At 61.7% G+C, this 22,500-nt stretch carries 14 protein-coding genes; 9 read left to right on the top strand and 5 right to left on the bottom strand.

Annotation, left to right across the window (positions count from 1 at the left end; all coding sequences use genetic code 11):
- Positions 1–35 precede the first annotated feature (35 nt).
- Positions 36–1,316: a M16 family metallopeptidase gene (locus J8C05_RS05155; RefSeq protein WP_211423095.1), complete on the bottom strand. Its 1,281-nt coding sequence runs from the start codon at positions 1,314–1,316 to the stop codon at positions 36–38.
- A 174-nt stretch (positions 1,317–1,490) separates the two neighbouring features.
- Between J8C05_RS05155 and J8C05_RS05150 the strand changes: the two genes are divergently transcribed.
- Positions 1,491–2,450 (top strand): GGDEF domain-containing protein, encoded by a 960-nt coding sequence (locus J8C05_RS05150; protein WP_211423094.1) that lies wholly within the window; start codon positions 1,491–1,493, stop codon positions 2,448–2,450.
- Positions 2,451–2,514: 64 nt separating this feature from the next.
- Here J8C05_RS05150 and J8C05_RS05145 read toward each other — a convergent pair whose 3' ends face one another.
- The gene (locus tag J8C05_RS05145) at positions 2,515–2,784 is read right to left on the bottom strand and encodes a glutaredoxin family protein (RefSeq protein ID WP_211424656.1); all 270 of its coding nucleotides are present in this window, start codon (positions 2,782–2,784) and stop codon (positions 2,515–2,517) included.
- A gap of 276 nt (positions 2,785–3,060) precedes the next feature.
- Between J8C05_RS05145 and J8C05_RS05140 the strand changes: the two genes are divergently transcribed.
- The 8 genes from J8C05_RS05140 to J8C05_RS05105 all read left to right on the top strand — a co-directional run bounded on the left by J8C05_RS05140 (position 3,061) and on the right by J8C05_RS05105 (position 17,346).
- The gene (locus J8C05_RS05140; protein WP_211423092.1) at positions 3,061–3,777 is read left to right on the top strand and encodes a hypothetical protein; all 717 of its coding nucleotides are present in this window, start codon (positions 3,061–3,063) and stop codon (positions 3,775–3,777) included.
- Complete coding sequence (locus J8C05_RS05135) at positions 3,774–4,568, top strand: hypothetical protein (RefSeq protein WP_211423091.1); 795 nt, start codon at positions 3,774–3,776, stop codon at positions 4,566–4,568. The genes J8C05_RS05140 and J8C05_RS05135 overlap by 4 nt, the downstream gene beginning before the upstream one ends.
- On the top strand, positions 4,565–5,689 hold the full coding sequence (locus tag J8C05_RS05130) for a polyadenylate binding domain-containing protein (protein WP_211423090.1): 1,125 nt from the start codon (positions 4,565–4,567) through the stop codon (positions 5,687–5,689). The genes J8C05_RS05135 and J8C05_RS05130 overlap by 4 nt, the downstream gene beginning before the upstream one ends.
- Before the next feature lie 35 nt (positions 5,690–5,724).
- Positions 5,725–6,474: a hypothetical protein gene (locus J8C05_RS05125; RefSeq protein WP_211423089.1), complete on the top strand. Its 750-nt coding sequence runs from the start codon at positions 5,725–5,727 to the stop codon at positions 6,472–6,474.
- 146 nt (positions 6,475–6,620) lie between these two features.
- On the top strand, positions 6,621–8,486 hold the full coding sequence (locus tag J8C05_RS05120) for a protein kinase domain-containing protein (RefSeq protein ID WP_211423088.1): 1,866 nt from the start codon (positions 6,621–6,623) through the stop codon (positions 8,484–8,486).
- Positions 8,487–8,670: 184 nt separating this feature from the next.
- Positions 8,671–9,456 carry a pilus assembly FimT family protein gene (locus J8C05_RS05115; protein WP_211423087.1) on the top strand — a complete coding sequence of 262 codons (786 nt, stop codon included), beginning with the start codon at positions 8,671–8,673 and terminating at the stop codon, positions 9,454–9,456.
- 72 nt (positions 9,457–9,528) lie between these two features.
- Positions 9,529–11,250, top strand: a complete 1,722-nt coding sequence (locus J8C05_RS05110; protein ID WP_211423086.1) for a PilW family protein — start codon at positions 9,529–9,531, stop codon at positions 11,248–11,250.
- Between the two features lie 123 nt (positions 11,251–11,373).
- The gene (locus J8C05_RS05105; RefSeq protein WP_211423085.1) at positions 11,374–17,346 is read left to right on the top strand and encodes a hypothetical protein; all 5,973 of its coding nucleotides are present in this window, start codon (positions 11,374–11,376) and stop codon (positions 17,344–17,346) included.
- Between the two features lie 150 nt (positions 17,347–17,496).
- Here J8C05_RS05105 and uvrB read toward each other — a convergent pair whose 3' ends face one another.
- From uvrB to J8C05_RS05090, 3 genes are all read right to left on the bottom strand, one after another.
- A complete protein-coding gene (gene uvrB, locus J8C05_RS05100; RefSeq protein ID WP_211423084.1) occupies positions 17,497–19,491 on the bottom strand; it encodes an excinuclease ABC subunit UvrB in 1,995 nt (664 codons plus the stop codon).
- A 78-nt stretch (positions 19,492–19,569) separates the two neighbouring features.
- The gene (locus J8C05_RS05095; RefSeq protein ID WP_211423083.1) at positions 19,570–20,739 is read right to left on the bottom strand and encodes an acyl-CoA dehydrogenase family protein; all 1,170 of its coding nucleotides are present in this window, start codon (positions 20,737–20,739) and stop codon (positions 19,570–19,572) included.
- Between the two features lie 90 nt (positions 20,740–20,829).
- The gene (locus J8C05_RS05090; RefSeq protein WP_211423082.1) at positions 20,830–22,482 is read right to left on the bottom strand and encodes a S41 family peptidase; all 1,653 of its coding nucleotides are present in this window, start codon (positions 22,480–22,482) and stop codon (positions 20,830–20,832) included.
- Positions 22,483–22,500 lie beyond the last annotated feature (18 nt).

The following is a 22,500-nucleotide window of genomic DNA, read 5'->3' as shown; positions in this document are numbered from 1 at the left end:
GTAACGCCTCCAAGCAAGCTGCCACACAGGATGCATCACGCCCCGGCGCCGGAGCTGACCGGGCCGGCGATGACCGTGGTGAGCGCCGCCGGATTGAGGTGGGCCTGGCTGACCCGCAGCACATCCTCCGCCGTGACCGCATCAATCCGTTCAGGGTAACGCTGTGCGTAATCGTCCCCCAACCCGTGAATTTCGGTCTCAATCAAAAACAGCGCCCGCTGGGCATTGGTTTCAAAATTGAAGACGAAGCTGCCGGTCAGATACGCCTTGGCCGCGGCCAGTTCTTCAGGTGTCACGACCTCCTGCCGCATCCGCTCGATTTCATCCCGAATGGCCGCGATGGCTTTCGTCTGGTGCTCCGGCGAAGTGCCGATGTAGGCCACGAAGCGACCAGGATCGACCCCGGCCGTGGACGTGATGTTGGCATAGGTTGTGTAGGCCAACCCCAGGTCATCCCGCAGGATGCGCGGAATCCGCGCCGTCATGCCGGGGCTGTCCCCCAGAATGACATCCATGACCCGCAGGGCGTGGTAATCCGGGTGCGTCCGGGTAATCCCCAGGTGGCCCAGGAGGATGTGAATCTGCTCCTTGTCCGGGCGTGACAACACCTGCTCCTGGGGCACGGTCTGGCGCTGAACAGGTGGCACGGTCGGGAGCCGGAAATCCGGCGCCGGTGCCCAGTCAGCCAACACCTCCATCAGCCGGCGCTCCATTTCCGCCACCGGCAGATCGCCCACGATGGCAATGAGCAGGTTGTTCGGAACGAAGAACCGGGCATAGGCGGTACGCAGGTCATCCACCGTCAGTTGGGAAACCGTGGTTTCATAACCGACAATCGGCCGGCCGGCCGGATGTCCGGGATAGACCAGCGCGTCGAAAGCATCGGAAGCCACGGTCCGGGCGTCGTCGGCCCGTGACCGAAGTTGCGCCAGCCGTCGTGCCTGGCACGGTGTGAAGCGGTCTTCAGGAAACCGGCTGTGGCGCAACAGATCGGCGGCGATGGTGAGCAGTTGTGGAAAGTCGTCCCGCAGCGCCGTCAGACCCAACCCGCTGCGGGCATATCCGCCAAACGTGTTGAGCCGTGCTCCCGTGGCTTCAATGGCCAGCGCAATGTCCTGCGCCGTGTGTTGTGCTGTTCCTTCATCGAGCATGTCACCCAGCAGGGAAGCCAGACCGGCCTGGTCCTCGGATTCGTAGCGGGAGCCATACGCCACGATGGCATACAGCGCCACCGCCGGCAGCGCGGACTGTTCGGCCAGCAGGGCAACACATCCGTTGGGCAAAACGACACGGTGGACAGCTTGTTCAAATGGCATGACAGAGGGTTGTACTCGCAGGTTATCTTTTTGAAGCGGACCTGATTTGGGTCACATCTTGATGAACATGAAGCTTGGGGCTATTCTGAACCCGTGAACAGTCTCAATCAGACGCAAAAATTGCAAGCCAACCCGCTTGCGCGTCCGCGGCAGGCACGGCCGGCGCTTGTTCACATGCGTGGGGATTACCTTGGGAGTTCGTTCCGCATCGAGTGCGCCGTGACCCGCATTGGGCGTGGCTCGGATGCCGAGCTCCGCCTTGAAAATGACGATGAGGCGTCACGGCTGCACGCCCGGATCGAGCGTCTGGAAACCCCGACCGGACACTCCCAATACTGGCTGACCGATCTGCGCAGCACCAACGGCACCCAGCTCAACGGCATTCCGCTCGTGCCCGGTGAAGCCGTCCTGCTGCATGACGGAGACAAATTCTCTATCGGTCGCCATATTCTCAAGTTCACCTTTCTGGACGACATTGACGAGGAATTCCACCGCCGTATTACGGAACTCATCACGCACGACGATCTGACTGGCTTGCTGACCCGCAAGAGTTTCATCCTGGAGATGGAGCGCGAAATGGCCCGCTCCAACCGCTACGGGCATCCCTTTGGGCTGCTGATGATGGATATTGACTACTTCAAGCGGGTCAACGACACCTATGGGCATCTCGTCGGCAGTCAGGTTCTCCGCGAAGTCGCTGCGGTCATCCGGGAAACCCTGCGGGATTCTGACATTGCCGGACGCTATGGCGGAGAAGAATACATCGCCCTGCTGCCTGAAACCGACCGGCTGCGGGCGCACGAGGCAGCCGAGCGGATTCGGCAGGCCATTGAACGAACCCCGTTTACGGCCTCGATCAAGGCTCCGCACCACAAACTCGGTCTCACCATCAGCATTGGGGTTGCGAGCTACCCCGGTGACGCCACGCAGATCAATGATCTGATCCATCGGGCGGATGAAGCGATGTATGAAGCCAAGCGCCGTGGACGGAACCTGGTGCAGACAATCGGGCAATCTGCGGCCAGCCGCGCTACACCGCCATCCCTGCCGTCACCGGCACCCCCGCCGCCATCCGGTGATGACCAGCCCACGGAGCATCTCACCCTGGAACAGCCCCAGCCGGTCAAGCCCTAGTGTGGTATTCCCTTGCTGGCCATCTGATGATGGCCGTCTGAGAAGTCAGACGGTGTGGAGTGGACTACCCGCTGGTTTCGTCAGGGTTATTGTGGGAGGGGTCAACAGACAACTCGGAGGCAAGCCGGTTCGGGTCGAAAGGGTTGAGTGAGAATATCCGGTCGCCAATTTCAATCACCGGCACTTTGGCGGCACGTCCCAGGCGCTCGATGATGTAGGATTTGGCGCTTGGATTGGTCTCCAGCAGAATGTCCTCAAAAGTAACCCCCCGCTGCTTGAGGAACTGCTTGGCCAGCATGCAGTCCGTACACCACTTGGTTGAATAGACTTTCAAAGGCTTTCCCGCAGAATAAGGTAATGTCGGACGAGAGTATCGTAGTCAATTTCCCCTCTGGATGTCCAATCCGCTTACCTGTTGCCAAGCCCCACAGGTATCTTGACGCGCGCAACCGGTGATGCTGAGAGACATCCGGCAGCCAGTGCCAACAAACGCACGGGGTAGGGACAAAAGAGAACGGAACTGATAAAACCAGCCTCCGTTCGAGCACCAAAGCGTTCGGAACAACCGGTGCGCCGTGCGGGGCGCACCCAGCCATCAGGTTACGATGTCATGACCACGCACGATGTGTATCGCCTCAATCTCTCTGCAACGCCGTTTCACAATCGGCGCCTTTTCTGGATGGGATTGTCGGCGGCCTTTGGCCTTCTGCTCCTCGGCACAGTTTTCCTGACCCGGCACTACACCCAACTGCTGGCCGATGAACAGCGTTATGTGGAGCTGCAGAAAGCCTCCCAGTCCACCCACGAACTGGAGCAGGCGCGCCTCACAAAGGTCCGGGAACAGTCCGCCAGCGCCGGGCTTCAGCCGACCCCGGAGCAGGCGCGCGCCATGCGCGAGGCGCTTTATCTTCTTGAACGGCGGCAGCTTTCCTGGTCGCGCCTGCTGCTTCAGATGGAACAGCAACTCCCGGCAGACATCCGTATCCTGCAAATCGCCTTCCGACAGGAGGGTGAGGCCAATCCGGCTTTGAACCAACGTTCGCCAGGGAAAGACACCAGTGGGGCGGACACACCTCTGCCCGTTTCCCAGGAAGTCCCGTTTACCGTCACCGTTCGGGCGCCAAAACCCGAAGCCGTCACCGCCTTTATCCGGGCCTGCGATGAACGGGGCGTCTTTTACTTTGACCCCAACACCCAGGCCCTGCCTTCAGACCAGCGGACAACCCATGGTCGGGAGGAAGTCGAATTCACCCTCCGTGGTCGCTATCGTCCCGGTGGAACGATACTGGCCACGGGGAGTCCCGCGCCCATGGAGGTGAAGCGATGAACCGGCTCTGGCGACGCTGGATTGGCTGGCGGGGATGGCACGGAACGGTCGTGCGGCGGCGTTATCTTCAGTGGCCGGAATGGCTTGGAATGGCGGCCTGGGTCATGGGCCTGGCCGGTGTGGTGACGGGCTACCAGATGCTGCTGGAGCCGCTCAACCAGCGATTGAGCAGCATTTCCCGTGAAACCAGCACCATCCGCCGCCAGACGGAAAATCTGCGGATGGAGCGTCAGCGACTGGAGCAGGAAGCCGCAGCGTTCAACGGCGCCATCGAAAACTGGCGGCGCTTCGAGCGCGAGCTGTTACGGGATGCCCGCGTCGGACAACTGGCGCTGATTGACGAGATCAACGCGCTGGCGCGTAAACATGACGTCAAACTGACCGACACGGTGGCCTTTCTGATGACGGAACAAAACAAAGGCCCGGCAGCGGGCGCCTCCCGTGAACAACCGAACCAGCTCGTCCAGAGCTACCCGGCTTTCGAGGTCAGGTTTGGGATCACCGGCAACTATCGCAACATCCGGCGCTTCATCCATGCCCTCGAACAAAGCCGCCAATTTCTTGTACTCCAGCTTTTGAGCTTCACCCCCGGAGAACGTCCATCGCCATCCGGCGGCATGCCGTCGGGCACTATGATGGGTGGGAATCCTGCCGCCCCGGACGAACTGACCATTAGCCTCTCCCTGACCGCTTACTTCCGAAGTGAACCGGGCGTTTCCCTGGGTGGCCCGGTGTCCGCAGCACGCCAGCCCCAGCCGACGGCCGGGCCGTCCACGAAACCACAGCCATGAATCAGACCCGGAAGACCGTCCTCGTCAGCATTCTGTTTGTCAGCTCATTGGCCGCCCTGCTCTATGTCTGGTTTGACACCGGCGGAACCGACACCGCCGGGATGGCGCCCCTTCGTCCGGGGCTGATTCGGGCAACGGACCTGGAACGGGGCCGGACGGACAACAAGCTGGCAGCGCCCCCACCGGTCGTCGTGGAAGGCACTCTCGCGCGCATGGCCCGGGCCACACTGACGCCGGTGATACCACCCGCCGTACCGGAGTCTCCCCGCAACATCTTCGACTACCCACCGCCGCCACCGCCCAAACCGGTTCCACCGCCGCCACCACCACCGATTACCCTTCAGTCGGTTTATCCTCCGAGTGTCTATGCGCGCTCGACCATGACTTATGAACTCACGGTGGATGCCCGCCCCCTGCCGGAGGGCGCGCGGGTTGTCATAGACGGGGAAACTCTGGCTGCCGAGCGCAAGGGAGACCAGCAGTTGCGGGTGCGTCTGACGCCCAACCTGACCGCCCAACCCCGGACTGTCACGGTGCGCGTCATCGTTCCGGGACAGGAAACGAAGTGGTACTCAAACGATGTCACTCTGAAAATTGATCCCCCACCCAACCCGAACGATGAGTACCGCTACATCGGCATGGTGACCGATGCCGGAGGGCAAAACCCACGTGCCGTCCTGGCCACCACCAACGAGTACCAGACGGTTCGCCCCGACGAAGCCATTGGACGATTCCGGGTCAAGAGCGTCACCAGCGAACAGGTTGTCGTCGAAGACACCCAACTGCCCGGTGTCAGCCACACCATGCCCCTTTCGAGCGGCCCGGCTCCGACGGGAGCCCCACCCACCCAACCCGTCGGTGGATACCCACAGGGCTATCCCACCCCAGGCTACCAGCCACCCCAGAACTATCAGGCGCCTTACGGGGGGCAACCACCGGTTCAGTATGACAGCACCGGGCAACCCGTTCAGGGTCAACCCCAGATGCCGGTCAAGCCCATCACCAAGCCCCAGGATGGTCAGGGGGGAATGCCGGTCATCATGGGCGACCCGAACAAGCCAACGGATGGCAATGGGCGTCCCATGCGGCCGTTCAATCGCCAGCGTCCGCCCAACCAGTAACCGTAACCTTCACCCACATTGGCGGTTTCGGAACCATGATGCGTTATCGTGCTTTCGGTCGGCTGAGTCGCACCCGGCGGCGTCAGGAACGCGGCTACCTGCTGCTGTTTCTCATCTTTGCCCTGGCCGCCATGATCATCCTGCTGACGATGCGGGCCGACACCAGCCAGATCGAGCGCCAACGGGAACGGGAGGCGGAATTCATCGTTCGTGGCTGTGCGGTTGCCAAGGCCATCGCCCGCTACAACAATGCCGGACGGATTGCACCGCTCAACCCCGGCGCCCCCTTTCCCCTCAAGCTCAGTGACCTGACCAAGGAGGTCAACGTCAACGGCCAGCGCCTGCGCCTGCTGCGCCCCTCTGCCCTCCGTGACCCGTTTACCGGCAATGAATGGCGTGTGGTCTGCGTCGGCGACCCGCTCATCAGACGGTATCTCGAACGGTGGTCATCCTTTACGGGCCAACCGGTGCCCGCCAGCTACGTGGCGCTGACGGCCAGTGTCGTCAATCAGGGCGGCTTTGGCGGCAACTTCGATCCCTCCGGGGGGATGCTCCCCCAGCCGCCGGGTGAGGATGGCAACGGCGATGATGACGATGGATTTGCCGCGCAGAGACCGATTGTCGGCGTCGTTGGAAGCATCCCCAAACCGGCCTTCACAACCGTATTTGGCGAAGATGTCACCTACGATACCTGGCTGTTCATGTACGGGCCTCTGGTTGCCCGTCCCGACGGGGGGATACTGATTGGAACTCCCTGCGAGCGCCTGGTGTTGCCGATCCCGTAAACTCACGGTATCTGACTGGACGCTTGGCACCCCAGGTGTGCTACATGTATGGCTTGAATCAACACTTCAGCCGTGTTCCGCGACTTCCTCTGACGACGTGGTCCCAGCCTCAATGAAATCGTTTAGGACCGCCACCGGATTGCCCCATGAAAGAGTGTCCCAAGTGCAAACACTGCTTCGAGGATGACCTTGCGGTTTGCCCCCACGATGGCGCAACCCTCACCCAGTCCCTGCGGGGGAGCCAACTTCTCGACAACAAGTACCACTTGGAGAAGTGCCTTGGACGTGGGGGGATGGGGGCGGTCTATCGCGCCCGACACATCCACTTGGGGCGCACAGTGGCCGTCAAAACGTTGCTTCAGGAGTACGCCTCCACCGATGCCACGGCCGTCAACCGGTTTCAACGTGAAGCCCGGGCTGCCAACGCCATCGAACACCCCAATGTCGTGCGCGCCCTGGACTTTGGCATCACCCCCGACGGCACGCGCTACATCGTGATGGAGTACGTCGAGGGACGGCCGCTCAATGAAATCATTGCGCGCGAAGCGCCGATGCCGCCAAAGCGCATTCTCGAAATTTTCAGGCAGGCGATTGCAGGCATTGCGGCCGCTCACGATTTGAAGCTGGTTCACCGTGATCTCAAGCCGGCCAACATCATGGTTCACGAGCCGGCCGGGGGGAACAACCTGGAGGATTTGGGCCTGATTTTGACCGATGAGCCGGCCCCCATCACCAAAGCCTCCGAAATGACCGTCAAGGTTCTCGACTTCGGGCTGGCCAAAATCCTCAATGATGAAATTCTGGGGGATGACCATGCTGACCTGAAAACCGGCATCATGGGAACGCCGTTTTACATGTCACCGGAGCAGTGCTCTTCCAAGCCGGTGGATGCCCGCTCAGACATCTACAGTCTGGGGGTGATTCTCTACCAGATGCTGACCAAGGACGTTCCTTTTCGGGGGGACTCCTTTGCCGCCATCGTCTCCGGGCACCTGACGCAGGCGCCGCCAAGCATCCGGGCGCGTAATCCAGCCGTCTCCCCGGAACTGGAAGCCGTCATTCTGCGCGCCCTGTCCAAAAACCCGGCCAACCGCCAGGCGAGTGCCCGCGAACTTCTGGCCGAACTCGAAGCCGCCATTGCGCCCAAACCATCGGTTGACTCGTCGGCATCGCTTCAGGCTTCCCCACGGCTGCTCATCACCACCTTTCCGGGCAACTGCACGATTGAAGTGGACGGCGATTTTCGCGGCAAAACGGATGCCCAGGGGCGGTTCGAGCTGCGCCTGCCGCCGGGAGAATACCGCATCCGGTTTACCTCGCCGGGCTGGAACGATCTGGCGCGGACGGTCGTCATGGGCAACAGTGACCAGAGCCTGGAAATTCGTCTGACCCACAAAACGACGGTCATGGCGACGGCTCCGGCGGTGGGCGTGCCTCTGCCGGCCAGTCCGGCCACGGGCAGCTTTGCCCCACCGACCGGATCACCCCTTGCTCACACCGGCAAGTTGCGGACTTCCACCGGGTCACTGCCGCCGCCACCTGCACCGACTTCACTTCCGGTCACACTTGGCGCGACGCCCACCTCCGGGATCAACATCGCGCTGGACACCATCCTGACCATCGTGGGTGTCCTGGCCGGACTGGCCGCTTTTGCGGTCTTCCCTTCCGATCCCCTTTCCCTTCGCTGGGACAAGACCCTGATGCCTGGAACCTCCTGGTGGACCAACAGCGCGGGTGTGGCATCCGTCATCGTCGTGCCAACCTGTCTGCTGCTGGCCGACTATGTTTATCCCTACCGACCAGTCCCCTTCCTGGTGATGGTCTTCAACATCTTCCGGGTGGCCTTTCTGGTCGTCGTGGTGGGGGGAACCATCGTGGCGGCACTCGGTGCGCTGGCCAATCACTGGGAGATGCCCACGATGGCCTGGTTCAGCATCCGTGGCTTGTCCATTGCGGCGCTGGCCTTCCTTTACAGCCGCATCGCTGCCCGGCGGCGTGCAGTCATCGCCTAAGCTGTTACCTTTTGTAACGGCTATCTGTGCTGCATCATCCCACAGACGACGGCCCCGCACCTCGGTCTCAAGCAACAACCCCTTGTTCCACTTATGCTTACCTGCCGGCACGGCGGGCTGGCAAGCTGTGGCACGCCATTTGTTCCCCTGTAGAGACAAAATCCGTCACAGCGTGAGGCTCGCCATGGAACGCAACGGTCGTCGGCTTGGTCGCCAAGGGGTTTGTCGTCAGGAACGCGGTTATTCGCTCATCGAGATTATCGTCGTTGCCGCGCTGATCGGGATTCTGGCCGCCATTTCCGGCATTTTCGTCATCTCCTACCGCAAGGCGGTCGCGGCGGACTCGGCCGGAAGCGACCTTGCCGCAGCGATTCGGGAAACCCGCGCCACCGCTATGGGGCAGCGCAACACCTATCAGATGATTCTCTTCCGTCGGCCGGGTGAAAACTCGGATGGGTATGTCGTCATCCGCTACGTCAACGACGCCCGCAATGTCACGGCTGATGCCACCACCTACACCACGACGGCGACGGTGGTGAGCCGCAACAGCCTGCCGCCGGACTACCGTTTCCAGCGTTTTACAGAAAGCGGGACGGGTGTGCTGACCCCGCCGGCCACAGTCCTGAATCTGCCTGAGCTGACCTTCACCAACAACACCTTTGCCTTTCTCACCAGTCTCGGCGTGGACATCGGCATGAGTGGTGAAAGCGCCATTCTGACCTTCAAAAGCGATGGCTCCATCATCAACACGCCCCCTAATGCCGACCCGACCTCAAATCTCAACAATGTCCCGTTCAACGGCGTCATTTTCCTGAGCAGCGACATCGGCCCGGCCAGCACCCGCAGCACCCAGGCCCGCGCCATCACCATTTTTGGACTGACGGGGCGGGTGCTGATGTGGAAGAACGCCGGCGGCAACGCCCCGGGGCAGGGTATCTGGGTGAGCGGCAACCGCCAGGCAGCAGATTGAGCGATGGTGGCGAGGGGCTGCCCTTCCGTTTTGATGCGTACCTTTTTGGAAAGCCACGTGAAAGCCATGTGTATGACAACCTTGTGGATGTACGGAAAGTCACCTGTGGGACAGCTTCAGCCGCAACCGCGTCCGGGAGTCTCTCTCCACTTGGGTGCAATGCAACCTCCCTGCCGCCTGCAAGGGTGGTCACGCCTGCAACGCCGGTCACCGCGGCGGGCTGTCATCCAGGCCGGTTTTTCACTCGTCGAACTGCTTGTCGTGGCCGGCATCCTGACGATTGCCATGGCCGCCGTGATGGGCACGCTGTCGCTGGCACTTCAGACCAACCGCAGCAATGCCGCCCTGGTCGAGGCCAACAACAACGTCCGGGCGGTGGTCAACTTCATCAAAAACGACCTGGACAACGTCGGCGAACTGCCGTTGACGAGTGTGTTCTTCGCCACCCCGGACCCCAACCCCCGCTTGGGTGCTCCGGCAGTCTATGTCCGCAGCGGCTTTTTGGCGTCACGCGGCTTTCCGGTGGGTTCCGGGTCGGAAGCACCCGACCGGATTGGTAATGTGCCCCCCCGGCTGATTGCCGGGACCATCAACACGAACTGTGACATCCTGTCGCCGATTCAGGCCTGGACGGCCGTCACCAATGGTGCCCTTTCACAGGGAACGTTTACCTCCCCGGGACTCATCGCCAATCAGGGCTATGCCGACACGGCGGGGACTCCGGCCGCAACCCGGTATCCCAACCTGCGGCTTTATCCGGGAGCCTGTGACCGTACGGAATTCCCAACAGCGTACGGCAACGGCAGCCACCAGCTCATCACCCTGCAGGTCAATCCCGTGCCAGTTGCCGTGCGCGTGGCGGTGCCTGATCCGAACAACCCTGGCAACAGCATCGTTCAGAAGCAAATCTTCCCGGTTGAAGCCACTTTCTCGGCCCGCGCCCAGTTGGCTGGTTCCGACCTCATCCTAACCCCGGAGCTGACGACGCCTTCCGACCCAACCTACGGTGGCGCTATCCCGACGGGCACACCGGTCAACCTCAAACCCGCCCGGATCGCGCCCAACGTCGTGACGAACAGCAACCCTTTTGTCAACCCCAATGATCGCCTGCTGGCGCCACGGCTGCGCCCCTATGTGGACACCCTGCTGCTGACGTACACCTACACGCCCCCCAGTGGCTCACCAATTCCCAGTGGCTCACCAATTCCCAGTGGCTCACCAATTCCCACGGTGCTCTGTGTTCTTGGACTGGTGACAGGCATCCAGGGCAACAACATTGTCCTGGCGGGCAATGATCTGGCGGGTATCAATCCTGAATGGCCGGTCATCATTCAGAACAACGTCCCGGTCACGATCACGCGCATGCGGCTGTCGCACTACTTTGTTGGCTGGGATGGGGGTGACAGCGCACCCGTGTTGTACTGCCGGCAGGGGGGACTGCTGTCGCCGCTGGCCTTTGACATCGAGAATCTGCGCTTGAACTTCACCCTGGTGGATGAGGGCGCGGTGCGCGCCGACGACACCCCCATTCAGGGTTTTATGTTCAATACCAACGACATCGGTGGCCCGATTCCCCTCCCCAGCGGGGCAGACCCCACCAAGAATCCGGCTCGGACGCCCCTGACAACCAAAACCCAGGTGCGCCTGGTGGAGTTGACCGTGTACGGCCGAACCGGTGAGCGGCAACGCGCGCTCATCAACGCCGATGCAGCCATCCCGGACGCTTTCAACCGGGGCTACTTCCACGTCAGCGAGCGCACCTCAATCGGGTTACGCAACCTGGCCCCGCAGTAAACAACCACCGTGGAGTAAAGCCGCCCCGGATGCGGCTGAAAGCCCCATGCCCTGCGACAACCAATCCAAACACCCTTGCCCCAACGCCCTTGTGTGAGACCTTTAGTGAGGATGAAATTCGCCATGACCCCACGTTTTGCCCGAATCCTGCGTCGTAAGCATCGTTATCAGGAACGCGGTGTCGCCCTGGCCATCGCACTGGTGCTCCTGGGTGTGCTGCTGGTCTTTACGTCGGTCTCAGCCACCCTGATGACGACGGAGGCGCGCCAGACGGCAGCCGACTACCAGAAGACCCGGACGTTCAACGCCGCAATTGCCTATCTGGAAACCATCACGGCGAACGTCAACCGCATTCTCTCGCGGTCGCCCAACATCACCGCTGATGACCTTGGGCCGACGGGCATCACGAGCAATCTTCCGCCGTTTGTCACCGAGGCCGGACAGCCGCTCTACACCTTCACGGCGGATACACCGTTCGTCCCACCGGGCGCATCGTCAACCACCACGGTGACGGTCAACGACGCCCCGTTCAACGGGATGACGGCCCTGCGCCGCCAGTTCGTGCTGGGCGCCTCGGCGCGTACCACCAACGCCAACGAAGAAGCCCGCCTCATCCGGCAGGTCAACTTCTACCAGATTCCGGCGTTTCAGTTTGCTGTCTTTGGGTTTGACTGTCTTCAGGTGTCACCCGGTCCGGAGTTCTATCTGGGCGGACGCGCACACGTCAACCGCCACCTCTACCTTGGGGCGGGCAACCGGGCGTGGTTTTTTGGTCCGGTGACAGTTGCCGGCGAAATCGTCACCGAAGTCACACCAAGCAACAAAACCCGTGCCAACAACTCCCGGGTGCTCGACCCCAACCTCACGGCCAGCGGCAGCACACCAAGAGAGTTGGCCGACAGTGTCACCCGCCCCATTACGCCCAGCCTCCCCAACCGGAAGGGGCCGCGGGGGTACTCGAATGACCCCGCGGTATATCGCGTTGCGCCGGTCAACTGGCTCATTGACGACATCAACCTCGCCATTGGCCCCGGGCCAAGCACCCCGGTGGTCGGTGCCGGGCCGAACAACGGTGGTATTGGCACGCCTTGGGGTGCAACCAATGGTCAGTCTCCGGGCAAGCAGCGTATCGTGCCGCTGCTCCTGCCGACCCAGACCAACGGCTTCAACGCCATCGAAATCCTCCGGCGGTCCAACCCCAACGAGAATCTGGAAGTGCTCCGCAACTCACGTTTCTTCGAGGGACAGGTCTCGGCACGCGCCACCACCATCCGCATCCTGCTGGATGACGATCTCGACCACTTCCCCCCCGCCACCCCTGGCGGCACCCGCGCTTATGACATGGAAGCCCTTTCCAACCCCAACACGGAACTTTTCCAGAAGTTCTGGCTTAGTGACAACCCCAATGTCGTCCAGTTCAATCCGCTGCAGGGCAGTGACCACCCGGACCAACCGGCCAGTGTGCTTCCGGCCGGAAGTGGAGGCGCGCCGCAGAAGTATAACCAGAGCGACACCTTGGCGACGGCTTCCGGAACCCAGCGCCGGGTGCTTCCACCGCAAACCAATCTGGTCAACCAGCAGGCCTACTTCCAGTCCACCTCCAACAACACGGATGACCCAACCCGGCGGAAGCGGACCTACATCAAGATTGAACTGCTGGTGAACAACAACCCCGGCGGAAATCCCAACGCCTTCCCGGCCCGGTATGACATCACACCGCATATCCTCAACCTGGGGATTACGGCCGGCCCCATCCCGGTGCTGCGTGATCTGCCCCCTGCCAACCTCGCGGCCGGACAGCCCGAACCGGAAACGACCTATGCCGCCGTCTATGCCCTCAACGATGGCGGCAGTGTGTCACGTCTCCAGACGCAGGACCCGGGCAACCTTCCCCGCAACTTCCTGCCGTTTCTCTCGGAAAGCGCCACCCCCAGTTTCATCGGGCGGTTTGCCCAGACGTTTGGTGCGCCGCCAACCGTGGCCATCAGCAGCCCGGCCGGTTCGGTCAATCAGCGTGTCACCTACTGGTATGAACCCAACAGCATCCTGACGCTTCAGCGGACGATGCTGCCCTTCACACCGCAGACCAACGTCAACATGGCGAATGCCGACCCACCGCAGGTGGATGACCGCGGACGGCCGGTCATCACCACCGAGACGGCCTCCCTGCGGGGACGGCTGGACAACAACGGCAACCCCTCCCTCACCGGTTATCCGGCGCGTTTCAAGAGCCTGCTTGCCAAGCCGTATTTCCGCTTCACGGATGACTTCGACAACCGCAGCTACATCAAGGGCTCCTACGACATCGGCCCCGATGGCACACGGAACACCGCCGACGACATGTTCCTGATGCCCAACCCGATGAAGAGCGACATTCCACGGGAAGAAATCTTCAACGGGGAAAACAGCAGCGGCGACAAACGGCAGGAGCGGTTCATCCGGCGGGTGCGCGTTCGTGCGGCCCGACTCCGATTACCGTTACCGAACGCCCTCCCTGTCGCTGATACAACGCTTCACCCGATAGCGATGCTGATGCCGGATTTGAACACCCTTGGCAATAACCCGCAGTATGCTCCGTCGGTCACAGCACCCGTCATGGCCTACGAGACCAGCTTCAACCAGATTATGCGCTCGCCCAACTTCTGGACGAATGACCCGGCCAGCCCGGCGCGGGTCCTGCGCGTCGAGCGCCAACTCGTGCGCCTGCTGCGGAGCTTTGTCTTCCGGCCCGGCATTCCCGGCTTCTACGCCATGCGGCATGACAACCTGAACATCCTGGGCAATCCGGTTGCCGCCGGCGCCGGCGCCAGCAGCCTGGGCGATGGACGCCTTGACAACGACCTCGACTATCTGAACCAGGGCCCGGCAGCCTACCCAACCAGCCCTGCCGCTGCTTACATTACCGGTCCCTACACACCAACCTTCAACCGGAACCTCAACACGACGGCGGCAGATGCGCCCGCCGCGGGCGATCCCCCTACGGACTACCCAGGGACCGGACCGACCGGTACGGTTGATTTGCAGGAGATGACCCCCTTTGCCAATGTGGCTGACCAGCAGCTTCTGGCGAAGTGCCTGTTCAACCCGACGGGGTTGACACCGGCTGAACAGGTCCGGCTCTTCCCGCATCTGCTTCGGGCAGCGCCAAACTTCACAGTGAACTTCCTGCAGACCCTCCGGGGAGCCGAACTTGGCACACCAGGTCGCTCCACTGATCCGTCACTGGGTAACATCCCGACTATTGGCGACTTTGCCACGGCCCAGATTCTGGGTACACCGGAAATCGCGCGCGAAAACCTCACTTTTGACTGGAATGGCGACGGCCTCATCGAGCCGCCCCACTATCCGTTTGAGAACCAGCGGGTGGACCTGAACGGCGTCCGCCGGATTCCCAACAATGAGAACGGTGAGTGGTTCTTTGGGGATGGTGATACCGATGACCTTGGCGAGCAGATGAGCGCCCTGCCCCGTCTTGTCGCCACCACCAACCCGGGGGACCAGGGAGTGGCCCGCATGGGCTACTCCCCGGAAAGCAATGTCAACTCGCTGCTGCCTTCAACCCTGCGGGTGCTCCACACGCCGCCGGCAGTGAACAACCTCAACCGGATGGCCCGGCGGGTCACTTCAATGCCCATCGAGATCATCTTCTGGGAAGCGGCGCAGAATGACCCGGACCCCAACTTTGCGCCACTGCCCGATCCCGAAAACGGCCGGGATGACATACTTGGACAATCAGACCCCGGCAGCACGGCGGCTGCCTTCCCACCCTCTGCCGGCTTCACGGAAACCGGGGAGTTTCAGAACTGCTTCCGCATCAAGGTGCCGTTCAACACCTTCCTCGGCAAAACGCTGCCGGTAAATTTGGGTGCACCACTAAACCTTGTGAACGTCCGGTTCAATGTCCGTGAGGCCGTCGGGATTATCTTTCAGCATCCTCTGGCTTCACGGGTTTATCCCGGTGCACCGGGGATTGACACGGCCGGTATTGGTGCAACCACGCCGGTGCTGGATGGGGTGCCGTCTCCGATTGGCCCCGGCTCCGGCACCCAGAACCTCAACCTCGAAACCCAGATTGGGCGCCGCTTGGGCCTTGGTGATGCCAACTACGCCTTCCCCGGCCACGCCTACATCGCCTTCCAGCCCAACCCAGGCAACCCGCTGCTGCCACCGGAAAGCACGGCGACGCTCACCCCGCGAATACGCATCGAGATGGACCGCGCCTTCCCCATCAATGTCTATGACCAGCGCGAGGGGCGGCACGTCAACCGTCGCTACAGCCTCCAGGGCATTGCAACGGCATCGGATTACTATAACGGTGACCTCGGCAATACCAGCGGCCCCAATGGGATTGTGGGAACGGTCTGGCCGGTCTGGCCCGGCGGCGGACAGCTTCCTGATGACCAGAGAATTCTGGCCAACATGGTTTATCGGCTGCCGATGCCCAGCCCCATCGCCTATGAGCGGCGGGGAGTGATGAACCTGACCGATCTCAACGTCGGTAACCTCAAACGCCTCTTCCGGGGGGACTTCGATACCTACCTGGCCAACGTCGAAGCGGCAACGTCAGGACTGACCGCGAACCCAAGTGGCGGGTTTACCTCCGGGAAACCCCTTCAGCTTGGCGGGAAGATTGATGTCTCAGACAACGGCTTTGTCGTCTATTTCTCCGACCGGCGGGGCGACTTCAACAACGACGGCATCTATGACTTCAACGATGTCTTTGGTGAAAACAACGTCCTCAATGCCCTGGATGACAGTTGTGAAACCGATCCGGGGACGGTCAGCGATCCGCAACAGGGTGGCATCACGGTCAGCTATGCCAACGTCGCCAACGGCCCCGGACCCAAACCGGGCGACGGACGCCTCCGGCGCGATGTGGAATGTGAAACCCAGCCCAACTTTAAACCCACGCTGAGTCAGCCGGCCCGCTCCGGGGAAGCCCCCCATGGCGCCGTGCCGGTCAACGACGGGTACGAATACTTCGGCGGCTCCGCCAATCCGAACGCGGCCACGGCCGGGACCGGGCATGGCGTCGTGGCGCAGTTTACCCGCTACACCTACACCCCCAACCCGGATGGAACCCGCACCATTGCCAGCACCCTCTCCGGCATTGCCTATCCCTCCGCTGTTTTTCCGACTTCATTGACCCCTGCGGTCAACGGAGGCGACGGCATGCGTACGTGGCGCATCGTGGACAGCGCCAAGACCGGCCGTATCCGGGCTTTCCGGCGGGCACTACGGATTGTCAATGCCATGGACATCCCACGTTTCTTCGTTGATCGCCCGACCGGCAACGGACGTGGTTTCACGGGTCTGACGGTGGCGACGGAAAACCCGTCGTACCTTTATGGCAACATCAATGCCATCGGGGTGACGGAAAACTTCCAGAACGCCAACGAGTGCCTCAACAGCCGTATCCCGCGTGGCGGTCCGACACCGTCGGAGAACTATGCCCAGACCGGCAATGCCAACCTGGCCACGCCGCCGCCCGGGGACTGGTGCGCCAACCCACTCGAACCCAATGATCCGTTGCTGCACGGCTCGATGGGGATTTACTCCGATGCGACTTCCATTCACTCGAACGGCTGGTCGGACGGCAGGATGTTCATCACCGGATTGAACTATCTCTACCGACCACAAAACTCCCTCAAACGTATTGCTGTCCGCACCACCATCAAGGCAGCCTGGTTGACTGGCGCGCCACGTACCGGCTCCGGCAACAACAACCTGACCGGACAGGTGCAGACCAGCAACAATGATGCCCCTGACCCTCCAGGCGCCACAGGTGCAGATTTTGACAACAACACCGACGGCGGTCTCCACAACTTCCCGCGGTTTGCCGAAGATTTCGGGGGTGATCCACACAGCCGCAACTTCAACTACAACGGCTCGTTCATCTTCCAGTTCTTCAGCCACCAGGGGAATGGTCCGTTCCTCATCGGCGGAGACGGCAACTACACACCGCCCAATCCGCGTAACTGGAACTTCGATACGGCCTTCCTGGTGCCAACCGGGGTGCCGGCCGGAACACCGTTCTTCTTCTTCTACAAGAACGGCAGCTACCGGCAGGTCTTCCTCGAAAACAATCCGAACTGACCGGCCTGCCCACCGGGCAGCCGAAGCTGGCGGAGCCACCCACGCGGTGGCTCCGCTTTTTTCGTTCAGCCGACCTCGCAGAAAGCATCCGCCATTCCCTGCTCTGGCGAAAAGCACTGGCCGAAGCACGGCCCAGGGGCCACCCGGAGGCTAACTTTCGGCGGCGAGCAGTTGTTTTGACTTGAGGTACTTGATCTTGTCCCGCAGCGCCGCAGCTTTTTCAAACTCAAGCGCCTTGGCCGCGGCACGCATCTCGGTTTCGAGCTGGACCAGGGTGGCCGCCAGGTTTTCCGGCGTGTACGCCTCAAAAGCGGAAAGATCAGGCGGCGTTTTGAAATACGCCGCTTCGTGGGCCGTCACCAGCGTGGCCTCGACCGGCTTGATGACCGTACGCGGCGTGATGCCGTGCTCCCGGTTGTAAGTTTCCTGAAGCTGCCGGCGGCGGGCGGTAATCTCCATGGCGCGGCGCATGGATTCGGTCACACGGTCGGCGTAGAGCATCGCCTGCCCGTGGACATGACGCGCCGCCCGCCCGATGATCTGAATGATGGACGCCTCACTGCGGAGGAAACCTTCCTTGTCGGCATCGAGAATGGCCACGAGGGACACTTCCGGCAGGTCCATCCCCTCGCGGAGCAGGTTGACGCCGACGAGCACATCGAAATCCCCCCGGCGCAGATCGCGGATGATTTTGATGCGTTCCAGCGTCTCGATGTCTGAATGGAGATACCGGACGTTGAGGCCCACTTCGGTGTAGTAGTCCGTCAGGTCTTCGGCCATTTTCTTGGTGAGCGTCATCACCAGTGACCGCTCACCACGCGCAATTCGCTGGCGGATTTCACCCAGCAGATCGTCAATCTGCCCCCGTACCGGACGCACGGTGATGAGGGGATCGAGCAACCCGGTCGGGCGGATGATCTGTTCGACGACTTCCCCACCCGTGCAGGCGAGCTCGTAGGGGCCGGGCGTCGCCGAAACAAACAGCACCTGTCCCACCTGCTGTTCCCACTCGGCAAAATTCAGCGGCCGGTTGTCCAAAGCACTGGGAAGCCGGAAGCCAAAATCCACCAGGGTCTGCTTCCGCGAGCGGTCGCCGGCGTACATCCCGCGTACCTGCGGGATGGTCTGGTGGCTTTCATCCACGACGATCAGCGTATCTTCGGGAAGGTAGTCAAACAGCGTCGGCGGTGGCGCACCCGGCGGCCGCCCGGTCAAATGCCGGGAGTAGTTCTCGATGCCGCGACAAAAACCCAGCGCCTTCATCATTTCCAGGTCGTACATCGTCCGTTGGCGCAACCGCTGGGCTTCCATGGTCTTCCCCTGGGCCAGCAGAACGGCTTCCCACTCGTCGAGTTCCTGCCGGATGGTCCCGACGGCGCGCTGCACAATCGCCTTGGGCGTCACGTAGTGCGACTTGGGATAGATGGGATACTTGTGCTCAATCCGCTCCAGGGTTTCGCCCAGCAGCGGGTCAAACAGCTCCAGCGTATCCACTTCGTCTCCCCAGAAAGCGATGCGGAGCGCCTGTTCGGTATAGCTGGGATGGACTTCCACCGTGTCGCCCCGGACGCGAAATGTGCCGCGTGCAAAGTCTTCGTCGTCCCGGTCATACTGCAACTCGACCAGGCGCTCGATGAGCTTGTTGCGCCGCAGTGGCTGCCCCGGCTCGACGAAGCAGATCATCCCGAAGTAGGCATCCGGGTCGCCAATCCCATAAATGCAGGAGACCGAAGTGACGATGATGAAGTCCCGGCGCTCGAACGCCGCCCGGGTGGCCGCCAGCCGCAGGCGATCAATTTCATCGTTGATGGTCGCTTCCTTCTCGATGTAGGTGTCGGTGGAAGGCACGTAGGCCTCCGGCTGATAGTAGTCGTAGTAGCTGACGAAATACTCGACGGCGTTGTGGGGGAAAAAACCCTTGAATTCCTGGTAGAGCTGCGCCGCCAGCGTCTTGTTGTGCGCCATGACGAGCGCCGGACGCTGGAGCCGGGCAATGACATTGGCCACGGTAAACGTCTTGCCCGACCCCGTGATCCCCAGCAACGTCTGGTACTTGGCGCCAGCGCGAAAGTTGTTCGTCAGCGTTTCGATGGCGGCTGGCTGGTCGCCACAGGGGACATAAGGGGCGACGAGTTCAAACGGCATGGACGGAAACGTTGCACCACGACGTGGAGACACACCGCCAGCGGGGTGCGTCTCCACGTGAAACCGGGTTAAAACCCCTTACTTGAAAGCCTGGATGCCGGTCACTTCGGCGCCGATGATCAGTGTGTGGATGTCGTGCGTTCCCTCGTAGGTCAGGACAGATTCCAGGTTGTTCATGTGGCGCATGACCGGATATTCGGCACTGATGCCATTGGCCCCCAGGATGGTGCGGGCTTCGCGCGCCACATCGAGCGCCATGGCGACGTTGTTGCGCTTGGCCATGGAAATCTGCGCCGGCGTCACCTTGCCGGCATCCTTGAGTTTGCCGACGTGATAGGCCAAAAGCTGGGCTTTGGAAATTTCGGTGATCATGTCGGCCAGCTTCCGCTGCGTAAGCTGGAAAGCCGCAATCGGACGGCCGAACTGGATGCGCGACAGCGAATAGTCCAGCGCCGTCGTGTAGGTGGCCAGCGCCGACCCCACCGCGCCCCAGGCGATGCCATAGCGCGCCTGATTGAGACACGACAGCGGCCCCCGCAGCCCTTCCACATTGGGCAGCAGGTTTTCCTCCGGGATTTCGCAGTCCTGGAAAATCAGCTCGGAAGTGATGGAGGCCCGCAGGGAGTGCTTCTTCCTGATTTCCGGCGCGCTGAAACCCCGCGTTCCCTTCTCGACCAGAAAGCCCCGGATGCTGCGGGCATCCGCGCCGGTCTTGGCCCATACCACGGCGACGTCGGCAATGGAGCCGTTGGTAATCCACATCTTGGCCCCGTTGAGCTTCCAGCCGTATTTGGTGCGCTCCGCGCGCGTGACCATGTCGCTGGGATTCGAGCCGTAGTCCGGTTCCGTCAAACCGAAACAGCCGATTTTCTCGCCCTTGGCCAGCGCCGGCAGCCATTTCCGCTTCTGCTCCTCCGTACCGTAGGTGTAAATCGGATACATCACCAGCGAGCTTTGTACGGAAGCAAAGCTGCGGATACCGGAGTCACCCCGCTCCAGTTCCTGCGTGATGAGGCCGTAGGCAATGCTGTTGAGGCCCGCGCAGCCATATTCTTCCGGCAACGTGCAGCCATAAAAGCCCAGTTCTCCCATGGGCTTGATGAGTTCCTGCGGATAGACGCCCTGTTCGTAGCAGTCCTCGATGATGGGCAGGACCCGCTCGCGAACGAACTGCCGGGCCACATCCCGGATTTGCAGTTCTTCGGGGGAGAGCAGGCTGTCAATGTTCAAAAAATCCTCTTTTGGCATGGGTTCGGTATGACTCCTTTCAAAACGTGGCGCCCATCGCAAGCCGTCCGCGCCAGCTTCCGGTTTCGCCGGCCCGGTTCCGGGCCGGCGCTAACGGCGCTGTCCGGTTCCGGTGGCAAGCCAGGCCCGCTGGGCCAGCTCGACGGCCTGGGGCACGGACTCTATTGCCCGCAGAAACTGCGGATCCGTCATAAGCTGGACGCGAAAACCGGCTTCCGTGCCATAGGCGGCCGTGGCCAGATGCTGCCGAATCTGGTTCCTGACGAAATCCAGATTGGGCGTGACGGCGCTTTCAAGCGTAGCAAACCCGGCATCGGTTTTCAGAAATTCCCGAAAGGCCGCCACCACCTTGTCGGTGATGGGGAAGTCGCTGTCCCGCAACTGATGGCGGTAGTCCGTCCGCTCGATGCGGTAGTTCACCAGCTCTGGCACGAGGCCCGCCGCCAGATGCCGGGCAAAGGCAAAGGTGGCGTCGGAAAGTCTGGACTGCACAGCGGAGAAGGTTTGTGGCTTGACGATGATGTCCGGGGTGATGCCGCCGCCGCCATAGACCGTCCGCCCGGCATCCGTGGCTACGGCCTCGCCCGTTGGCGTCTCTTCCGGGGACTGGTGCGCATAGTAGGCATAGAGCAGGCCGCTGGTGTAGGAACGCTGGATGCAGCGTCCGCTGGGGGTGTAGTACTTGGCCGTGGTCAGCGTCAGCCCTGCTCCGAAAGACAGCTCAAACACGCGCTGAACCAGTCCCTTGCCAAAACTCGGTTCGCCGACGATAAGTGCACGGTCATGGTCCTGCAATGCGCCGGAAACGATTTCAGAGGCCGAAGCCGAGTTGCGATCGATGAGCACAACCACTGGCTTCTCAAACGGAGCCGTATTCTTTGCCCGATATTCCCGTGCTTCCTCGCCACTGTAGCCCTGGCGCCCCCGGACAGCGACAATTTTCTGATCCCGACGCAGAAACATATCCGCCACACTTACCGCTTGGGGAAGCAGACCGCCCGGATTGCCCCGCAGATCAAGCAGCAGGGACTGCATCCCCTGCGCCGTGAGTTCATTCATGGCCCGCCGCAGCTCATCTTCTGTTGTGGTGTTGAACCCGCCGGAAAGCGCAATGTAGCCAATGCCGGGACGAGCTATGAATGCCGTGCGAATCGAAGGCAGCGGCACAGCATCACGGACGATGGAAAAGGTGAGCGGTTTGGGGACGCCCAGCCGCTCGACGGTGATGGAAACCGGCTCGCCCCGCTCGCCACGGACTTTTTCAAGCACCTGCCGGGTCGTCCAGTCGGTTGCCGGTTCGTCATCCACCTTGATGATGGCATCGCCGGCCCGCAGCCCGGCGCGCGCCGCTGGCGTGTTTTCGATGGTCGCCAGGATGTACACGCGGTCGTGGCGGCGCGCAATCGAGACCCCGATGCCGTAGAAGCGGCTGTGCTGCTCCGTGCGCATCTCCTGGAACTCTTTGCTGTCAAAGAAGTTCGAGTGTGGGTCCAGAACCCGGAGCATGCCCTGGATGGCGGCCTTGGTGAGCTGATCCGGCGGCGTTTCGGCTACATAGTTCTCCACAACCACCTCCTGCGCTTCCCGGATGGAACGCTCGAGTTCAGCACGCTGCTGCTGTTCCGGCGGACCAAGCCGGCCCCCCCAGCCGGAGGCCGTCCAGCGCATCAACAGTCCCCCAAAGACGGCGGAAACGACCATCAACAGCAGGGCCAGGCGGGCGAAATGGCGATGGAAAAACATAGGTACACACCACTGAGG

Origin of the sequence: Chloracidobacterium sp. N, from assembly GCF_018304765.1 — a bacterium.
Classification (GTDB): domain Bacteria; phylum Acidobacteriota; class Blastocatellia; order Chloracidobacteriales; family Chloracidobacteriaceae; genus Chloracidobacterium; species Chloracidobacterium aggregatum.
Note: the sequence above shows the minus strand (reverse complement) of the source record. Positions and strands in the feature narration are given on the sequence as shown.

Excerpts from the sequence above, each read along its gene's own strand:
- J8C05_RS05155 (WP_211423095.1), bottom strand. The coding sequence starts at position 1,316 with ATGCCATTTGAACAAGCTGTCCACCGTGTCGTTTTGCCCAACGGATGT.
- J8C05_RS05150 (WP_211423094.1), top strand. The coding sequence starts at position 1,491 with ATGCGTGGGGATTACCTTGGGAGTTCGTTCCGCATCGAGTGCGCCGTG.
- J8C05_RS05140 (WP_211423092.1), top strand. The coding sequence starts at position 3,061 with ATGACCACGCACGATGTGTATCGCCTCAATCTCTCTGCAACGCCGTTT.
- J8C05_RS05135 (WP_211423091.1), top strand. The coding sequence starts at position 3,774 with ATGAACCGGCTCTGGCGACGCTGGATTGGCTGGCGGGGATGGCACGGA.
- J8C05_RS05130 (WP_211423090.1), top strand. The coding sequence starts at position 4,565 with ATGAATCAGACCCGGAAGACCGTCCTCGTCAGCATTCTGTTTGTCAGC.
- J8C05_RS05125 (WP_211423089.1), top strand. The coding sequence starts at position 5,725 with ATGATGCGTTATCGTGCTTTCGGTCGGCTGAGTCGCACCCGGCGGCGT.
- J8C05_RS05120 (WP_211423088.1), top strand. The coding sequence starts at position 6,621 with ATGAAAGAGTGTCCCAAGTGCAAACACTGCTTCGAGGATGACCTTGCG.
- J8C05_RS05115 (WP_211423087.1), top strand. The coding sequence starts at position 8,671 with ATGGAACGCAACGGTCGTCGGCTTGGTCGCCAAGGGGTTTGTCGTCAG.
- J8C05_RS05110 (WP_211423086.1), top strand. The coding sequence starts at position 9,529 with ATGACAACCTTGTGGATGTACGGAAAGTCACCTGTGGGACAGCTTCAG.
- J8C05_RS05105 (WP_211423085.1), top strand. The coding sequence starts at position 11,374 with ATGACCCCACGTTTTGCCCGAATCCTGCGTCGTAAGCATCGTTATCAG.
- uvrB (WP_211423084.1), bottom strand. The coding sequence starts at position 19,491 with ATGCCGTTTGAACTCGTCGCCCCTTATGTCCCCTGTGGCGACCAGCCA.
- J8C05_RS05095 (WP_211423083.1), bottom strand. The coding sequence starts at position 20,739 with ATGCCAAAAGAGGATTTTTTGAACATTGACAGCCTGCTCTCCCCCGAA.
- J8C05_RS05090 (WP_211423082.1), bottom strand. The coding sequence starts at position 22,482 with ATGTTTTTCCATCGCCATTTCGCCCGCCTGGCCCTGCTGTTGATGGTC.